At 69.2% G+C, this 15,756-nt stretch carries 15 protein-coding genes; 10 read left to right on the top strand and 5 right to left on the bottom strand.

The features are described from left to right. Positions 1-103: 103 nt before the first annotated feature. On the top strand, positions 104-727 hold the full coding sequence (locus WHX56_RS18550; RefSeq protein WP_338878597.1) for a helix-turn-helix domain-containing protein: 624 nt from the start codon (positions 104-106) through the stop codon (positions 725-727). Further along, the gene (locus tag WHX56_RS18545) at positions 724-3,294 is read left to right on the top strand and encodes a PEP/pyruvate-binding domain-containing protein (protein ID WP_338878596.1); all 2,571 of its coding nucleotides are present in this window, start codon (positions 724-726) and stop codon (positions 3,292-3,294) included. The genes WHX56_RS18550 and WHX56_RS18545 overlap by 4 nt, the downstream gene beginning before the upstream one ends. Before the next feature lie 14 nt (positions 3,295-3,308). On the opposite strand, the gene WHX56_RS18540 is transcribed toward WHX56_RS18545, so the two are convergent. Continuing rightward, positions 3,309-4,787 (bottom strand): HAMP domain-containing sensor histidine kinase, encoded by a 1,479-nt coding sequence (locus WHX56_RS18540; protein WP_338878595.1) that lies wholly within the window; start codon positions 4,785-4,787, stop codon positions 3,309-3,311. Beyond that, on the bottom strand, positions 4,784-5,512 hold the full coding sequence (locus WHX56_RS18535) for a response regulator transcription factor (protein WP_129238939.1): 729 nt from the start codon (positions 5,510-5,512) through the stop codon (positions 4,784-4,786). The genes WHX56_RS18540 and WHX56_RS18535 overlap by 4 nt, the downstream gene beginning before the upstream one ends. Positions 5,513-5,660: 148 nt before the next feature. Between WHX56_RS18535 and WHX56_RS18530 the strand changes: the two genes are divergently transcribed. Genes WHX56_RS18530 through msrA form a run of 5 tightly spaced genes read left to right on the top strand, consistent with a single transcriptional unit; the run spans position 5,661 to position 8,675 of the window. After that, positions 5,661-6,293 carry a cytochrome b/b6 domain-containing protein gene (locus WHX56_RS18530; RefSeq protein WP_338878594.1) on the top strand — a complete coding sequence of 211 codons (633 nt, stop codon included), beginning with the start codon at positions 5,661-5,663 and terminating at the stop codon, positions 6,291-6,293. A 10-nt stretch (positions 6,294-6,303) separates the two neighbouring features. Beyond that, positions 6,304-7,095 carry a molybdopterin-dependent oxidoreductase gene (locus WHX56_RS18525; protein ID WP_338878593.1) on the top strand — a complete coding sequence of 264 codons (792 nt, stop codon included), beginning with the start codon at positions 6,304-6,306 and terminating at the stop codon, positions 7,093-7,095. Positions 7,096-7,126: 31 nt separating this feature from the next. Further along, positions 7,127-7,408 carry a pentapeptide MXKDX repeat protein gene (locus WHX56_RS18520; protein ID WP_129238942.1) on the top strand — a complete coding sequence of 94 codons (282 nt, stop codon included), beginning with the start codon at positions 7,127-7,129 and terminating at the stop codon, positions 7,406-7,408. Positions 7,409-7,442: 34 nt separating this feature from the next. Beyond that, positions 7,443-7,943 (top strand): peptide-methionine (R)-S-oxide reductase MsrB, encoded by a 501-nt coding sequence (msrB, locus tag WHX56_RS18515; RefSeq protein ID WP_129238943.1) that lies wholly within the window; start codon positions 7,443-7,445, stop codon positions 7,941-7,943. A gap of 33 nt (positions 7,944-7,976) precedes the next feature. After that, entirely contained in the window at positions 7,977-8,675 is a 699-nt protein-coding gene (gene msrA, locus WHX56_RS18510) for a peptide-methionine (S)-S-oxide reductase MsrA (RefSeq protein ID WP_422393603.1), read from the top strand. 133 nt (positions 8,676-8,808) lie between these two features. Here the strand turns inward: msrA and WHX56_RS18505 are convergent, their stop codons facing one another. Further along, positions 8,809-9,360 (bottom strand): Dps family protein, encoded by a 552-nt coding sequence (locus tag WHX56_RS18505; RefSeq protein WP_129238945.1) that lies wholly within the window; start codon positions 9,358-9,360, stop codon positions 8,809-8,811. A 203-nt stretch (positions 9,361-9,563) separates the two neighbouring features. Between WHX56_RS18505 and WHX56_RS18500 the strand changes: the two genes are divergently transcribed. Next, positions 9,564-10,757: an MFS transporter gene (locus tag WHX56_RS18500; protein WP_338878592.1), complete on the top strand. Its 1,194-nt coding sequence runs from the start codon at positions 9,564-9,566 to the stop codon at positions 10,755-10,757. Between the two features lie 123 nt (positions 10,758-10,880). On the opposite strand, the gene WHX56_RS18495 is transcribed toward WHX56_RS18500, so the two are convergent. Further along, positions 10,881-11,093, bottom strand: a complete 213-nt coding sequence (locus WHX56_RS18495) for a YbdD/YjiX family protein (RefSeq protein WP_129238947.1) — start codon at positions 11,091-11,093, stop codon at positions 10,881-10,883. A 20-nt stretch (positions 11,094-11,113) separates the two neighbouring features. Beyond that, positions 11,114-13,201, bottom strand: coding sequence for a carbon starvation CstA family protein (locus tag WHX56_RS18490; RefSeq protein ID WP_129238948.1), 2,088 nt, complete (start codon positions 13,199-13,201; stop codon positions 11,114-11,116). Between the two features lie 334 nt (positions 13,202-13,535). Between WHX56_RS18490 and WHX56_RS18485 the strand changes: the two genes are divergently transcribed. Next, positions 13,536-14,951, top strand: a complete 1,416-nt coding sequence (locus tag WHX56_RS18485) for a cache domain-containing protein (protein WP_129238949.1) — start codon at positions 13,536-13,538, stop codon at positions 14,949-14,951. Then, entirely contained in the window at positions 14,948-15,604 is a 657-nt protein-coding gene (locus WHX56_RS18480) for a response regulator (RefSeq protein WP_129238950.1), read from the top strand. The genes WHX56_RS18485 and WHX56_RS18480 overlap by 4 nt, the downstream gene beginning before the upstream one ends. The last annotated feature ends 152 nt before the right edge of the window (positions 15,605-15,756 follow it).

Raw genomic sequence — 15,756 nt, 5'->3', positions numbered from 1 at the left:
CGGCACCAAGCGCCGGAAACGGGGCTGGACCGAAATTATTAGACGACGTACAATTTTGTTCATCGTCTAATTTTTGGCCACCATGCCCCGCCCCGATCTTCCGATGCCCGCGGCCCCCGATGCCGGACGCCGCGAACGCAAGCGCCAGCAGACGCTGGACCATCTTGCCCAGACTGCCTATCGCCTCTTCGAAACGCTGGGCTACGACGCCGTCACGATGGAGCAGATCGCCGCCCAGGCGGACGTCTCCAAGGGCACGCTCTATAACCACTTTCCGGTCAAGGAAGCGTTGCTGGCGCATCGTTTCCATGGCGAACTCGCCGCCACCCTGGCGGCGCTCGGACCCGCGCTGCGGAAACTGCCGTCGTTCGCGCAGCGCCTGACGCGCATCCTGCACGCCTCGGCCCACTGGTCGGAATCCCATCGCGCCTATCTGGGCCCCTATCTGCGCTACCGCCTGGCCACGCTGCAGCCCGGCGAAGACGACGGCGGCCGCTATCCGCGCAGCGGCCTGCTGGACCTGTTCACGTCGCTGGTCGCCGATGCGCAAGCAACGGGCCAGTTGCGCGCGGACCTGCCCCCGGCGCTGCTGGCCCACCAATTGCAGTTCCTGTACCTGGGCGCGATGCTGCGCTGGCTGGATCGGTCCGGCGCCGCGCTCAGGACCGAATTCGACGCCGCGATCAGCCTGTTCCTGCGCGGCGCCGCCGCCGCAGACGCGGCATGACGGCCCTGGTGCTGGACTGGGCGGCCGCAGCGCTGGCCGGCCCCGAAGCCGCGGGCGGCAAGGGCTGGCAGTTGGCCCGCATGGCGGGGCTGGGCGTGCCGGTGCCGGACGGCGTCGTGCTGTCGGCGCGGGCCAGCCTGGGCCGGCAGCCCGGCCAGGAAGTGCCGCAAGCGGTGGCGCAAGCCCTGCTGGAGGCGCTGCGCGAGCGCGGCTGGCTGGCGCGCCCGCTGGCCCTGCGCTCCTCCGCGCCGCAGGAGGATTCCGCGGCGGCGTCGTTCGCGGGCATCCACCTTTCCTGCCTGAACGTGCTGGGCGCGCAAGCCGCGGTGGAGGCGGTCAGGCGGATCTGGGATTCGCAATGGACGCCGCAGGCCCGGGCCTACCGGCAGCGGCTGGGCCTGGACGCCGCCGGCGCCGGCATGGCGGTGGTCGTGATGCCGCTGATCGACGCCGTCTCGTCCGGCATCGCCTTCACCGTCGATCCCGTCTCCGGCCGCCACGACGACATGCTGATCCATGCCAATTGGGGCCTGGGCGAATCGCTGGTCGGCGGCCAAGTGGACGGCGACGAATACCGGCTGCGCGAAGACTACCTGCGCCAGGCCTGGCCGCTGGCGCAGCGGCGCGTGGGCGCCAAGCGCCAGGCCAGCCTGCCCGCCGCCGCGGGCCAGGGCACTTGCCTCACCGGTACGCCCCCCGAACGCGCCGCGCAGGCCGTGCTGACGGACGCGCAGGCCGAAAAGCTGGGTGACATCGCGCGCGACGCGGCCCGCGCGCTGGATTACGCGGGAGGCGGCCACGATCTCGAATGGGCCTGGGACGGGCGGCAATTCTGGATCCTGCAGGCGCGGCCCGTCACCGCGACGGCGCGCCATACCTATCCCGCGCTGCGGTCGCAGCCCTCGTACTGGTCGCGCGGCAACACGCGCGAGGTCCTGCCGCAGGCCATGTCGGCGCTGGAATGGGACACCGGGCGGGTCATGGCCCAGCGCATGCTGACCCGCGGCTTCGAACTCAGCGGCTATGCGACGCTGCCGGGCGCGCGGCTGGCGGCGCTGTTCCAGGGCCGCGTGTACCTGGACGCCTCGGTCATCCAGTGGGTCGGCTACGACGCGCTGGGCGTGCCGCCACAGGCCATGAACGCGCTATTGGGCGGCCCCCAGCCCGCCATCGCGGTGCCGCCGGCCACGCCCGCGCAGCGCTTGCGGCACGGCCTGCGCATCCTGCGCTACCTCCGCCGCGCCGCCCCCTTGCGCCGGCGGGCCGCCGCCGACCTGCCGCGGCTGCTGGCACGCGCGCAAGCCTGGCTGGAAGAGCCCCTGCCCGATTCGGGCGCGGGGCTGGGCGCCCGCTTGCGCGAACAGTTCCTGACCGTCCTGGCCGCGGACGACCTGTTCTTCCTGCAGGGCTCGGGCGGCGGCGCGCTGTCCAAGCTGCTGGAGCTGGTCGAAAAGGCCTGCCCGGGCGAAGGCCACGCGCTGACGGCCGCGCTGATGGCGGGCGGCGAACCCAGCGTGACCGCCGAACAAGGCTATGCGCTGATGGCCCTGGCCGGGCTCGCCGCCACCGACGCCGAAGCGCAAACCTGGCTGCGCGGCCCGCGGCGCGACAGCGCCGCCTGGAACGCCGCCCTGCCCGACGGCAGCCCGTTCAAGCGGGCGTTCGCGGACTTCCTGGCCCGCTACGGCCACCGCGCCGTCTACGAAACCTATCTGCGCAACCCGCGCTGGCGCGAGGCGCCCGCCTACCTGCTGGACAGCGTGCTGAACCTGATCGGCGCCGACTCCGCCGCGCTGCGCGCCAGGCAGGAATCCGCCGCGCGCGGGGCCTGGCGGCGCGTGCGCGCCGCGCTGCCGTTCTGGCTACGCCCGCTGGCCGCCAGGCTGCTGGCCGCGTCCCGCCTCGAAGGCAGGCAGCGCGAAGCCGCCCGCAGCGTGCTGGTGGCCTACCTGGCCGCGGCGCGCCGCAGCGCGCTGGCCCTGGGCGAACGCTACGCCGGCCCGGAAGGATTGGGCGCTGCCGACGACGTCTTCCACCTGACCGCCGCGGAACTCTTCGCCCTGGCCGAAGGCCGGCTCGCTCCCGCGGCCGCCGCCCGCCGCGCGGCCCTGCGCCGCGCGCAGTTAGATGCATGGGCGGCGACGCCGGACCGGGACGTGATCGTCGAACATGCCCGGGACGGCGGGCCCGCGCCGGCGGCCGCGCGCGCGGCGCGCATGGCCGGGGAAGACGCGCCCGGCACCTGGCGCGGCACGCCCGCGGCGGGCGGCCGGGCGCAAGGCGCCGCCTTCGTCGCCCGCACGCCGGACGAAGGCCTCGCCATGCCGGCCGGCGGCATTCTCGTGGCGCCTTCCACGGACCCGGCCTGGACGCCCCTGTTCCTGCGCGCCGGCGCCCTGGTGATGGAGGCCGGCGGCTACCTGTCCCACGGCGCCATCGTGGCGCGGGAGTTCGGCATTCCCGCCGTCGTCAATGTGCAGGGCATCCTGGAACACGTCGCCACCGGCGACATGCTGGACGTGGACGCCTCCCGCGGCACGGTCCGCCGCCAGCCGCCCGCCGGATAGGCGGGCGGGCGCCCCTAGGCCTGGCGGGCGGCCGCCAGGCCGAACTGGAACACCGCGCCCGATCCGGCCCGCTCCACCAGCCGGATCTCGCTGTGATGCAGTTGCAAAATGCGCTGCACGATCACCAGCCCCAGCCCGCCGCTCTCGCCCGGCCCCCGGTTCAGCGCGCTGGCCCGGGTGAACAGGCCGGCGCGCAGCGCCTCGGGAATGCCGGTGCCCGAATCGCTGACCTGCACCTGCACCCGATCCTGCGCGATGCCCAGCCGCAGCTCGATGCTTCCGCCTGGCGGGCTGTGGCGGATGGCGTTGTCCAGCAGGTTCGTCAGCACACGCTCGATCAGCCCCAGGTCCGCGCGCACCGGCGGCAGTTCCCGCGGAATGTCGGTCGTCAGCCGCTGCTGGCGCGCCTCGGCCGCCAGCTCGAACTTCTGGATCACGTCCTGCACCAGTTCGGGCAGCGAAAAGGTCTCGGGCTCCAGCCGCACCAGCCCGGATTCCAGGCGCGCCAGCTCGAACAGTTCCTGCGCCAGGCGGCCCACCTTGCGGCTTTGCGCCAGCGCGATATCCAGGTAGCGGCGGCGCTCGGCCGGGTCCAGCGTCGCGTCCTTCAGCCGCAGGGTTTCCAGATAGCCGTGCAGCGAAGTCAGCGGCGTGCGCAGATCGTGCGAAATATTGGCGACCAGGTCGCGCCGCTGCTGGTCCTGCCGCGTCAGTTCGCGCCACTGGTCGGAGATCCGCCCCCCCATCTGCACGAAGCTGCGCCGCAGCACCGCGATCTCGTCGCCGCGGTCGTCCAGCGCATCGCCCGGACGCTCCAGCGCGGCCAGGGCGATGCCATCGTCGCCGCCGAAGGCGCGCACCGCGCGGGTCAGGCCGCGCAAGGGGCGCGTGATCAGCGCGAATGCCGCCAGGCCCGCCGCCAGCCCCAGCAGCGCCACCAGCGCGATCGACCACAAGGTCGTGCGCAGCACCGAACTGCGCGACACCGCCATCGCCAGCGCATCGTGCGCCTGGCCCTGCAGCACCACGTAGACATAGCCCTTTTCTTGTCCGCCCACGCGCACCGGCGCGGCGCTGAACACCTTCTGCCCATCCCTGCTGCGCGGATCGTCGCCGGCGATGGGCAGCATCCCGCCGGCCAGCAGGCGCTTCACCGGGGCCAGGTCCACACGGTCGCGCTTGATCTGGCCGTCGGGCGCGGCGTCGCCCACGATGCGGCCGTCGTTGGACAACAGGTACACCTCCACGGCCGGATTCACCGCCATCAGCATGTCGAACAGCGAGCGTACCGCCTGCGGCCGCCAGCCATCGGCGTCCATCAGTTCATTGGCGCCGGCGATGTGCTGCGCCAGGCCGCTGGACAGGCGCTGCACCACCTCCTGCTCGTAGCGGGAATTGGCGGCGATCTGCAGCCAGGCCGACGCCCCGCAGCATGCCAGCAGAAGCAGCGCGAACACGGCCGAAAGGCGTTGGGTCAGGGTAAACCGTTTCATGGCGCGCCTCCCGCGGCAGCCGGCGCCGCGGCGAATTTGTAGCCCCTGCCCCAGACGGTCAGGATGCGCCGCGGATTGGACGAGTCCGCCTCGATCTTGGCGCGCAGCCGGTTGATATGGGTATTGACCGTGTGTTCGTAGCCTTCGTGCCGGTAGCCCCACACCTGGTTCAGCAGGTCCAGCCGGGAGAACACCTTGTCCGGGTGGCGCGCGAAGAAGTGCAGCAGGTCGAACTCGCGGGGCGTCAGTTCCAGCCGGCGGCCGTCGACCTCGGCCGTCCGCGCGACCGGATCGATGGACAGGCCATGCAGGACCAGGCTGCCGGCGTCCAGGCGCGCGTTGCGCTCCAGGGCTTCGCTGCGGCGCAGCAGCGCCCGCACCCTCGCCACCAGTTCCAGCATCGAGAACGGCTTGGCCAGGTAATCGTCCGCGCCCAGTTCCAGGCCCAGGATGCGATGCACTTCGCTGGAACGCGCGCTGGTGATGATGATGGGGGTGTAGCGCGCCATGGCGCGGGCCCGCTTGCAGATCTCCAGGCCGTCGATGCCCGGCAGCATCAGGTCCAGCACCAGGGCGTCCCAATTGCCTTCCTCCAGCAGGCGCATGCCCACGTTGCCGTCGGCGGCGTGCTCGACCGCATAGCCCTCGTCCCGCAGATGCAGGCGCAGCAATTCCGCGATGTGGGCGTCGTCTTCGACTATCAATACGCGCCGGGGCGTGTCCATGGGCAGGAAACTCTAAAGAGGGCCGATACGCCTATTGTCGCCAATCCGGGCGGCCGAGTTATCACATTTAATTTAAGTTTGCGTGAGGACTTCGGTATCGGCGCGGGAGAAGAATGGCGCCAACGACAACGAGCACCGGAGTCCCGCCATGTTGGCCACCCCCGCAAGCCGCGACGCGCCGCCCGTCCCGCCGGCGGACGCCCCCATCCACCCGGGCTGGCTGCGCGCCCTGCACTGGCTCAATGCCCTGGCCGTGGTCGTCATGGCCATGAGCGGCTGGCGCATCTATAACGCCTCGCCCTTGTTCGACTTCGTCTTTCCCAATGAGATCACGCTGGGCGGCTGGCTGGGCGGGGCCTTGCAATGGCACTTCGCCGGCATGTGGCTGCTGTTTTTCAACGGCATCCTGTATTTGGCGATGAACCTCGCCACCGGCCGCCTGTGGCGCAAGTTCTTCCCCCTGAGCGCCCGCGGCCTGGCCGCCGACCTGGGCGCGGCGCTGCGCGGCAGGCTGTCGCACGTCGATCCGCGCCGCTACAACCAGGCGCAGCGCGCGGCCTACCTGTTCGTCATGGTCGATATCGCCGTGCTGGTGCTGTCCGGATTGGTGCTGTGGAAGTCGGTGCAGTTCGATTTGCTGCGCGAACTGATGGGCGGATACGAGGCCGCGCGCCGGGTGCATTTCATCGCCATGGCCTTGCTGACGGCATTCGTGGCGGTCCATCTGGTGATGGTGGCCCTGGTGCCCCGCAGCCTGATCGCCATGATCCGCGGCAAATAAGGAGCCACTCGTGAGCAAGTACAAGCGCCCCCCTCTTCCCGGCCTGGACGGCCCGGCCATCCTCAAGGAAGCCGGAAAGATCCTGGAAAAACGGGTCGAACAGCCCTCGCGCCGCGCGTTCCTGCGCAGCAGCCTGACCCTCGGCGGGCTGGCCATGCTGTCGGGCTGCTCGTTATCGGACGATGAAAGCGTGGAACAGGCGCTGGCCGCCGTCTCGCGCCTCAACGACCGGGTGCAGGGCTGGATCTTCGACCCCGCCAAACTGGCGCCGACCTATCCCGAATCCATGATCGCGCGGCCGTTCCCGTTCAACGCCTACTACGGCATCGACGAAGTGCGCCGCGTGGACGAGGAATCGTTCCGGCTGGAAGTGACCGGGCTGGTCGCCGACAAGCGCCGCTGGCGGCTCGACGAACTGCGCGCCATGGCGCAGATCGAGCAGGTGACGCGCCATATCTGCGTGGAAGGCTGGAGCGCCATCGGCAAATGGGGCGGCGTGCCGTTTTCGAGCTTCCTCAAGCGCGTGGGCGCGGACCTGGGCGCCAAGTACGTGGGCTTCAAGTGCGCCGACGACTACTACACCAGCATCGACATGCCCACGGCGCTGCACCCCCAGACCATCCTGGCGCTGACCTGGGACGGCCAGGCGCTGCCTCCGGAGTACGGCTTCCCCATGAAGCTGCGCATGCCTACCAAGCTTGGCTACAAGAACCCCAAGCACATACAGGCGATTTTCGTCACCAACACCTACCCGGGCGGTTACTGGGAGGACCAGGGCTACAACTGGTTCGGCGGAAGCTAGGTGCAATCACTCTTCCTGAAAGGAACACATCATGAAAACACTCACTGCCGCTACCCTGTCCCTGTGCCTGGCTTTCGGCGCCGCGGCCGTCCACGCCGCCGACACCATGGGCAAGGACGCCATGGGCAAAAGCTCCATGTCCAAGGAGGGAATGGCGAAGGACGGCATGTCGAAAGGCGGGATGTCCAAGGACGCCATGCCGAAGAACAGCATGTCCAAGGACGCGATGGGCAAGGCTCCCACGCCCAAGGACGGCATGTCCAGGGACGCCATGGGCAAAGCCCCGATGTCCAAGGACGGCGCGAAGCAATGACCCTCCCACGCCCCTTCCTGTTCCGGAGCATTCCATGACACTCGACCGCAGGCATTTCCTGGGCCTGGGCGGCGCGGCGGCCATCGCCGCCGGCCTGGCCCCGGTCCTGGCCGCGCGCGGCGGCCCGGCGGCCGCCGCCCCGTCCTTCCCCTACACGCTGAGCGACGCGCAGTGGCGCGAACGGCTGAGCCCCGAACAATACGGGGTGCTGCGCCGCGAAGGGACCGAACGCCCCTATTCCAGCCCGCTCAACGACGAACACCGCAACGGCACCTATGCCTGCGCCGGCTGCGCCCGCCAGTTGTTCTCGTCGTCAGCCAAGTTCGACAGCGGCACCGGCTGGCCCAGCTTCTGGCAGCCCCTGGCCGGCGCCGTGGGCGAAACCAGCGACCGCAGCTTCGGCATGACCCGCGTCGCCGTGCACTGCGCCAACTGCGGCGGCCACCTGGGCCACGTCTTCGATGACGGCCCGCGGCCGACCGGGCTACGCTATTGCATGAACGGCGTGGCGATGACGTTCACTCCCCAGGGCTGACGCCGGCCCCAAACCCTCACAGGAACCGACGCCATGTCCCCGACCCTCCTGCCCCGCCGGCTTTGCGCCATGCTCGCCGCCGCCTGCTCCCTGCTGGGCGCCGCCGCGGCCTCCGCCGCCGAATCCGCCTTCATCATTCCCCCTCCCGCCCTGGATCAGCCGGCCGGCGGCGCCACGCCCCAGAAGGCGGTCCTGGCCGGCGGCTGCTTCTGGGGCGTGCAGGCCGTGTTCCAGCACGTCAAAGGCGTGGCCGGCGCCGTCTCCGGCTATGCCGGCGGCGAAGCCGGCACCGCCAACTACGACGCCGTCAGCAGCGGCCGCAGCGGCCACGCCGAAGCGGTCGAGATCACCTACGACCCCAGCCAGGTCAGTTACGGCCAACTGCTGCAGATCTATTTCTCGGTGGCGCACGACCCCACCCAGCTCGACCGCCAGGGGCCGGACACGGGCCCGCAGTACCGGTCCGCGGTCTTTCCCGCCGACGACAGCCAGCGCAAAGTGGCCGAGGCCTACATCGCGCAGTTGAACAAGAGCGGCGCCTACCCCAAGGCGCTGGCCACCACCGTGGAACCGCTGCCGGCCTTCTACCCCGCCGAGGACTACCACCAGGACTACCTGGTGCGCCATCCCTACAGCATGTACATCATGGTGAACGACGTGCCCAAGGTCGAAAACCTGGCCAAGACCTTTCCCGGCCGCTACCGGGACAAGCCGGCGCTGGTGAAACCGTAGACCGCGGCCCGTCAGCGGCGCGCGCGAACCAGCCCGGCCGCCCCGCCCTCGAATCGCCTCAAGGCGGGACAGCCTCCCTCGGGGGGCAGCAAGCACGTGCAGCGTTGGGGGCCCCGTCCGGGGGGCCCACCATTCAGTGTCCCGTCGAATCCCCCTGGCGGCTGGCCTCGAACAGGAACCACGTGCGGCGTTCGGTTTCGTCGATCCAGTTCTCGATCAAACTGGAACTCGCGATGTCGCGATGCTCGTCGGTGATGTTGTGCGCCTCGCGCAGCGCCGCCGCCAGGACCTTGTTGTCTTCGCGCAGCTCGGCCAGCATGTCCAGCGGCTGCACGTAATCGGCGTCGTTGTCCGATATGCGCTGCGAACGCGCGATGTGCCCGATCGAGCGCAGCGTCATGCCGCCGATCTTGCGGATGCGCTCCGCGATGGGGTCCGTCATGGCGAACAACTGGTCGCCCTGCTCGTCCAGCAGCAGGTGATAGTCGCGGAAGTGCGGCCCGCTGACGTGCCAATGGAAGTTCTTGGTCTTCAGATACAGCGCGAACACGTCGGCCAGTATCTGGTTCAGCGCGGCGGAAATGTCGCGGGTGGCCGTCGCCGCCAGGTCGGTCGGCGTCGCCAGCGGACGCTTGCGCCGCTCTTTCAATGTCTTGGTGGTCTTCTCATCCAGTTTCTTGGCCATGACTAGCAACTCCTAGGAATGATCCGGAAAACGCACGCTCGGAAAACGCACTCGCGATGCGAGGTGCTTCGCGTTGCGATCCCCAAGGGTAAATCCGCTTGCCCGCTTTGCCAATGGTCCGAATCAAGACATCCGCAAGCTGAAATCCGGTTCGGCTAGGAGTATGCTACGCCGCGTCCAATCAGCCAGATTCCATCATCGCTATGCGCGGCAATCCCGACGCCAGACAAGGCGCCATCGCGTTGCACGGGTTTTACTTCCTGTATTACGGCCTGCAAGGCGTCAGCATCCCCTTCCTGCCCTTGTGGTTCGCCAGCCGCGGCCTGGACCCCGCCCTCATCGGGCTGATCGTCGCCACGTCCTTCCTGCCCAAGATCCTGTCCACGCCGGTCGTGGCGCACGTGGCCGACCAGACCGGCCGCGCGCACGCCCTGATCGCCTCGGCCCTGGCCGCCTCGCTGGCGCTGTTCCTCTGCTATCCGTTCAGCGCGGCGCCCGCCTGGCTGCTCGCGGTCACCCTGCTGCTGAACGCCGTGTTCCCGGCGGTCCTGCCCCTGATGGACCGCATGGCCATCGCCAGCGGCCGCGGGCGCAGTTCCTACACCATCATGCGCGCCTGCGGGTCGCTGGGCTTCGCGGCGGTCACCGTGGCGGGCGGCTACCTGATCAAGACCTTCGACGCCGATTGGGTGATCTGGCTGTCCGTCCTGCTGATCGTCGCCTGCCTGGCCTGCGTCCGGCTGCTGCCCCGGGCCGCCCGCCCCGCGGCGGGGGAAGCGCCCGCGGAACGCGTGCGCCTGCCCATGCGCGAAGTGCTGCGCGACCGCCCCCTGCTGCTGTGCATCGCCGGGGCATCGCTGGTCCAGGCCAGCAACGGCTTCCTCTACTCCTACTCCACGCTCTACTGGACCGGCGCCGGCCTGTCCACGGCCCTGATTTCCCTGCTCTGGGCGGTCGGCGTGGCCAGCGAAGTGCTGTTCTTCTTCCTGGCGCCCAAGGTCCTGGCGCGCACCGGCGCCCAGTGGCTCATCCTGGCATCCGCCGCCATGACCGCCCTGCGCTGGGCCGGCCTGGCCGCCACCACCGACCCCACGCTCATGGGCGCGCTGCAACTGCTGCAATGCTTCACCCTGGCCGGCAACAACGCCGCCATCATGTGGTACATCGCCCGCCACGTGCCCGCCGCCTGCAAAACCTCGGCCATCGCGCTTTACGCCCTGCTGTCGGGCGGCGTATTCATGTTCGGCAGCATCCAGTTGGGCGGCGCGCTGTACCGCAGCTATGCGCCCGGCGGCTTCCTGGTCATGATGCTGTGCGCGCTTTGCGCGATCCCGCTGATCGTGTATTCGGACAAGCTGCGGCGCACGACCGGGACGGTATCCGGCGGCGGTGTCTGACACCCCCGGGACGCCCGCGCAAGCCTGAAGCCCGTCTCCCCCGGGTGTCAGACACCAGAAAAAGGGCAAGTCGTCCGGCTCGCCCCAAAAAGCAGAAGGCCTCGCTTGCGCGAGGCCCTTGCGTCAGCAGCAGCCGATGCGTTTCCTTCCGCCGTAGCGCGCGTCCTGGCGCTCGCGGAAGAATTCCTCGTAGCTCATCGGCTCCTGGTCGGGATGGGTGCGCCGCACATGCTCGACATACGTCTCGTAGTCCGGCACGCCCACCATCAACCGGAGCGTCTGCCCCAGGTAGCGGCCGGCCGCGCCGGCCGCGGAACTCATATTACTGAACAACATGCGAGGCCTCCTGTGGACGGTCAGTCCGCGCCGGCCGCGGCCGCCGCCGGCAGCGTTTCGTACGGCGTTTCGCGGGCCGTGGGCTTGTGCTCGTTGCGCGCGCGCTGCACCGAACGCAACCCGAACACCACGATGCTCACCACGACGAAGATGAAGATCCCGCACAGGCCGGCGTTGATGTAGTCGTTCAACACCACGCGCGACATTTCGGCCAGCGACTTGGCCGGAGCCAGGACCTTGCCGTCGGCGATCGCCGCGTTGTACTTGTCGGCGTGCGCCAGGAAGCTCACGCGGGGATCGGCATGGAACAGCTTCTGCCAGCCGGCCGTCAGCGTGCACGCCAGCAGCCACAGCGTCGGCAGCACCGTCACCCAGGCGTAGCGGTCGCGCTTCATCTTGAACAGCACGACGGTGCCGAGCGTCAGCGCAATCGCGGCCAGCATCTGGTTGGCGATGCCGAACAGCGGCCACAAGGTGTTGATACCGCCCAGCGGATCCACCACGCCCTGGTACAGGAAGTAGCCCCAGGCCGCCACGCACAGCGCGGTGGCGATCAGGTTGGCGGGCAGCGAGTCCGTGCGCTTGAGCGACGGGGCGAACGTGCCCAGCAGGTCCTGCAGCATGAAGCGGCCGGCGCGCGTGCCCGCGTCCACCGCCGTCAGGATGAACAGGGCTTCGAACAGGATGGCGAAGTGATACCAGAAGGCCATCATGCCCGGGCCGCCGATGGCCTGGTGCAGGATGTGCGCCATGCCGACGGCCAGCGTGGGCGCGCCGCCCGCGCGGGAGATGATGGTGCTTTCGCCCACGTCCTTGGCGGTCTGGACCAGGTCGGCCGGCGTCACCACGAAACCCCAGCTCGACACCACCTGGGCCACCTGGTCGGGCGTCGTGCCGATCACGGCGGCCGGGCTGTTCATGGCGTAGTAGATGCCCGGCTCGATCACGCAAGCCGCCACCAGGGCCATGATGGCCACGAACGATTCCATCAGCATGCCGCCGTAGCCGATGTAGCGGGCCTGGGTTTCGTTCTCGATCAGCTTGGGCGTGGTGCCCGACGAGATCAGGGCGTGGAAGCCCGACACCGCGCCGCAGGCGATGGTGATGAACAGGAACGGGAACAGGTTGCCGGACCACACCGGGCCGGTGCCGTCGACGAACTGCGTCAGCGCGGGCATCTTCAGTTCAGGCGCCACCACCACGATGCCGATGGCCAGGCCCACGATCGTGCCGATCTTCAGGAAGGTCGACAGGTAGTCGCGCGGCGCCAGCAGCAGCCACACCGGCAGCACCGAGGCGATGAAGCCGTAGATGATCAGGATCCAGGTCAGGCCCTTGCCGTCGAAGTCGAACATGGGGCCGATCACCGGATGCGCGGCCACGTCCTGGCCGAAGGTGATGGCGGCCATCAGGCCCACGAAGCCGATGATGGACACTTCGCCGATCTTGCCGGGGCGGATGTAGCGCAGGTACACGCCCATGAACAGCGCGATGGGGATGGTGGCGGCCACCGTGAAAGTGCCCCAGGGCGAATGCGTCAATGCCTTGACCACGATCAGCGCCAGCACGGCCAGGATGATCACCATGATCATGAACGCGCCGAACAGCGCGATCACGCCCGGGATCTTGCCCAGTTCGGACTTGACCAGGTCGCCCAGCGAACGGCCGTCGCGGCGGGTCGAGATGAAGAGGATCGTGAAGTCCTGCACTGCGCCGGCGAACACCACGCCGGCCAGGATCCACAGCATGCCGGGCAGATAGCCCATCTGCGCGGCCAGCACCGGGCCCACCAGGGGGCCGGCGCCGGCGATGGCGGCGAAGTGGTGGCCGAACAGCACGTGCTTGTTGGTGGGCACGTAGTCCAGGCCGTCGTTGTACTTCCAGGCCGGCGTCATGCGCGTGGGGTCCAACTGGAAGACCTTGTTGGCGATGAAGCGGCTGTAGTACCGATAGGCGATCAAGTAAACGCATACGGCGGCGATCACCACCCATAGCGCGTTGATGGTCTCCCCTCTGGCCAGCGCCACGGTGCCCAGCGCGAACGCGCCCAGTACCGCAACCGCCAGCCAGACCAGGTGCTGACCCAGTCCCTTACTGCTGGTTTGCATAAGTGCTCCTCTTGCCTCCCGCCATGCTTTTGGCGTGCGCCATCTTGCTGACGTGAAACGCTTTTATCGTCCCGCGGAAGGCAGACTCATTGTTGTGGGGTGGTGGGCGCGCGCGCCCACGCTGCGTCCTGTCGACGCGGACGCTAGTATTTCGTTTTGCCCCGGTGGCAACAAGCGCGAAACTACGCAAGCGGGCTACGTGTTACTACGCAATGCGCCGCAACATAAATTTCCGGAAACCGTAAAATCCGCGGTACATTCCCGCACCGGTCTCCTCGGGGATCCGCGAAATGATGCATCGCAACAAGCGCGCCCGCGCCGATACAAATCCCCTATGAAGCTGCGCCTGAAAATCCTGTTGCTGGCGGCGGTGCCCCTGCTGGTGGCGCTGGCCGCCATCACCGTGGCCGTCTACATGCAGGGCCTGCAACTGGCCCAGCGCGAAAAGCAGGTCGTGGAAAACGCCTGGCTGGCCAGCAAGGAAGGCGAACTGCGCCATTACGTCAGCCTCGCCTACAGCGCCATCGCGCCGCTGCAGGCCTCGGCCGACGACGACGCCACGCGCCAGCGCGCGCTGGACCTGCTGGCGCAGATGGAATTCGGGCACGACGGCTACTTTTTCGTCTATGACCTGCAAGGCAGGAATCTGATGCATCCCCGCCAGCCGGAGCTGGTGGGCCAGCAGCTCTGGGAGCTGCGCGACACCGAGGGCCAGCCCGTCATCCAGAACCTGCTGACGGCCGCCCGGCGCGGCGGCCAGCAAGGCGAGGCGGTGCACTACCTGTGGGAAAAGCCGTCCACCCACCAGACCGAGGAAAAGCTGGGCTACGTGGTGGTGCTGGAACGCTGGGGCTGGATGCTGGGCACCGGCATCTACCTGGACGACGTGGAGCAGGCGCTGGAACGCATCGACGCCGCCGCGCAGTCCAATATCCGCAACATGTTCGCCTGGGTCGCCGGCATCGCCGTCGTGTCCATCCTGGGCGTGGCCGCCTGCGGCCTGGCCCTGAACATCAGCGACCACCGCCAGTCCGACGCCAAGCTGCGCCTGATGGCGCGGCAACTGGTGCGATCGCAGGAGGACGAACGCGCCCGCCTGTCGCGCGAATTGCACGACGGCATCAGCCAGGTGCTGGTTTCCAGCAAACTGTCCCTGGAAGCCGCCCGCGAACGGCTGCGGCAGTCCCTGCCCGCCGACCCGCGGGCGCTGGCCCATATCGACACCCCGCTGGGCGGCGCGCTGGACCGGCTCAACACCGCCGTGGGCGAGGTCCGGCGCATTTCTCACAACCTGCGCCCCACCCTGCTGGACGACCTGGGCCTGCCCGCGGCGCTGGAGCACCTGGGCCGGGAGTTCGCCATACCCAGCGCGGACGGCGCCCCGCCGCTGGCCGTGCGCCTGCACACCACCGGGCAGCCGGTGAAGCTGCCCGAGGCCTACGCCACCGCGCTGTTCCGCGTCACGCAGGAGGCCCTGACCAACGTCATCCGCCATGCCGGCGCCACCCGCGCCGACATGACCCTGGCCTACTCCGCGCGCGACCTCCGCCTGACCATCGCCGACGACGGCCGCGGCTTCGACTACGACGAGGTGCAGCAGGATCCCCGGCGCGGCATCGGCCTGCGCAACATGCGCGAACGCATGAACGCGCTATCGGGTAACCTGACCTTCCACTCCACCGCCCAAGGCACGATCCTGCAGGCCTGGCTGCCCCTGCCCGCAGCCGCGCCGCCCGCGAGCCAAGCATGACCGACAAGCCCGACGCCATCCGACTCCTGCTGATCGACGACCACCCGCTGGTGCGGGACGGCTTGCGCCTGCGCCTGGAAACCGTGCCCCAGTTGCGGGTGGTGGGCGAAGCCGGCAACGCCGCCGGCGCCCAGGCCTTCCTGGCCGGCTGCCTGGCCGAGGACCCGGCGGGCGGCACCCTGCCCCACCTGGCGCTGATGGACCTGAACATGCCCGGCGTGGGCGGGCTGGAACTGACCGCCCTGCTGCACGAACGCTATCCGCAGATCGCCGTGCTGGTGCTGTCCATGCACGACAACCCGGAATACATGGTCCAGGCCGTCAAGGCGGGCGCCCGCGGCTACCTGCTGAAGGACGAGCCGGCGCAGGAAATCGTCACTGCCATCGACGCCGTCATGGCCGGCCGCAGCTATTTCAGCGCGGCCGCGGCCTTGCGGCTGTCGCAGGCCAGCGCCCCGGCCACGCTGCTGACGCAGCGCGAGCGCGACGTGCTGCGCCATATCGCCAGCGGCCACGCCAACAAGCAGATCGCGCACACGCTGGGCCTGTCGGTGCGCACGGTCGAGACCCACCGCCTCAATATCAAGCGCAAGCTGGGGATAGATGGGCAGGCGGAACTGATTAAATACGCGGTGGAGAACCGCGGGGTCTGAAAGGCCCCCACGCCGCGCACGCTTCGCGCGCTTGCTGCCCCCCGAGGGGCTGTCCCACCTTGGGGCGGCCCGGCGGTGGGACGCCGTCCACGCCGCCCGCCTTGCCGCCTGCGGTAGACTTGGGTCACAACGCGACAGCAAATCACCGCCCC

This window comes from Achromobacter veterisilvae (assembly GCF_037619525.1).
Taxonomy (GTDB): Bacteria; Pseudomonadota; Gammaproteobacteria; order Burkholderiales; family Burkholderiaceae_B; genus Achromobacter; species Achromobacter veterisilvae.
The sequence above is the reverse complement of the archived record's forward strand: the minus strand, read 5'-3'. Positions and strand labels throughout refer to the sequence as shown.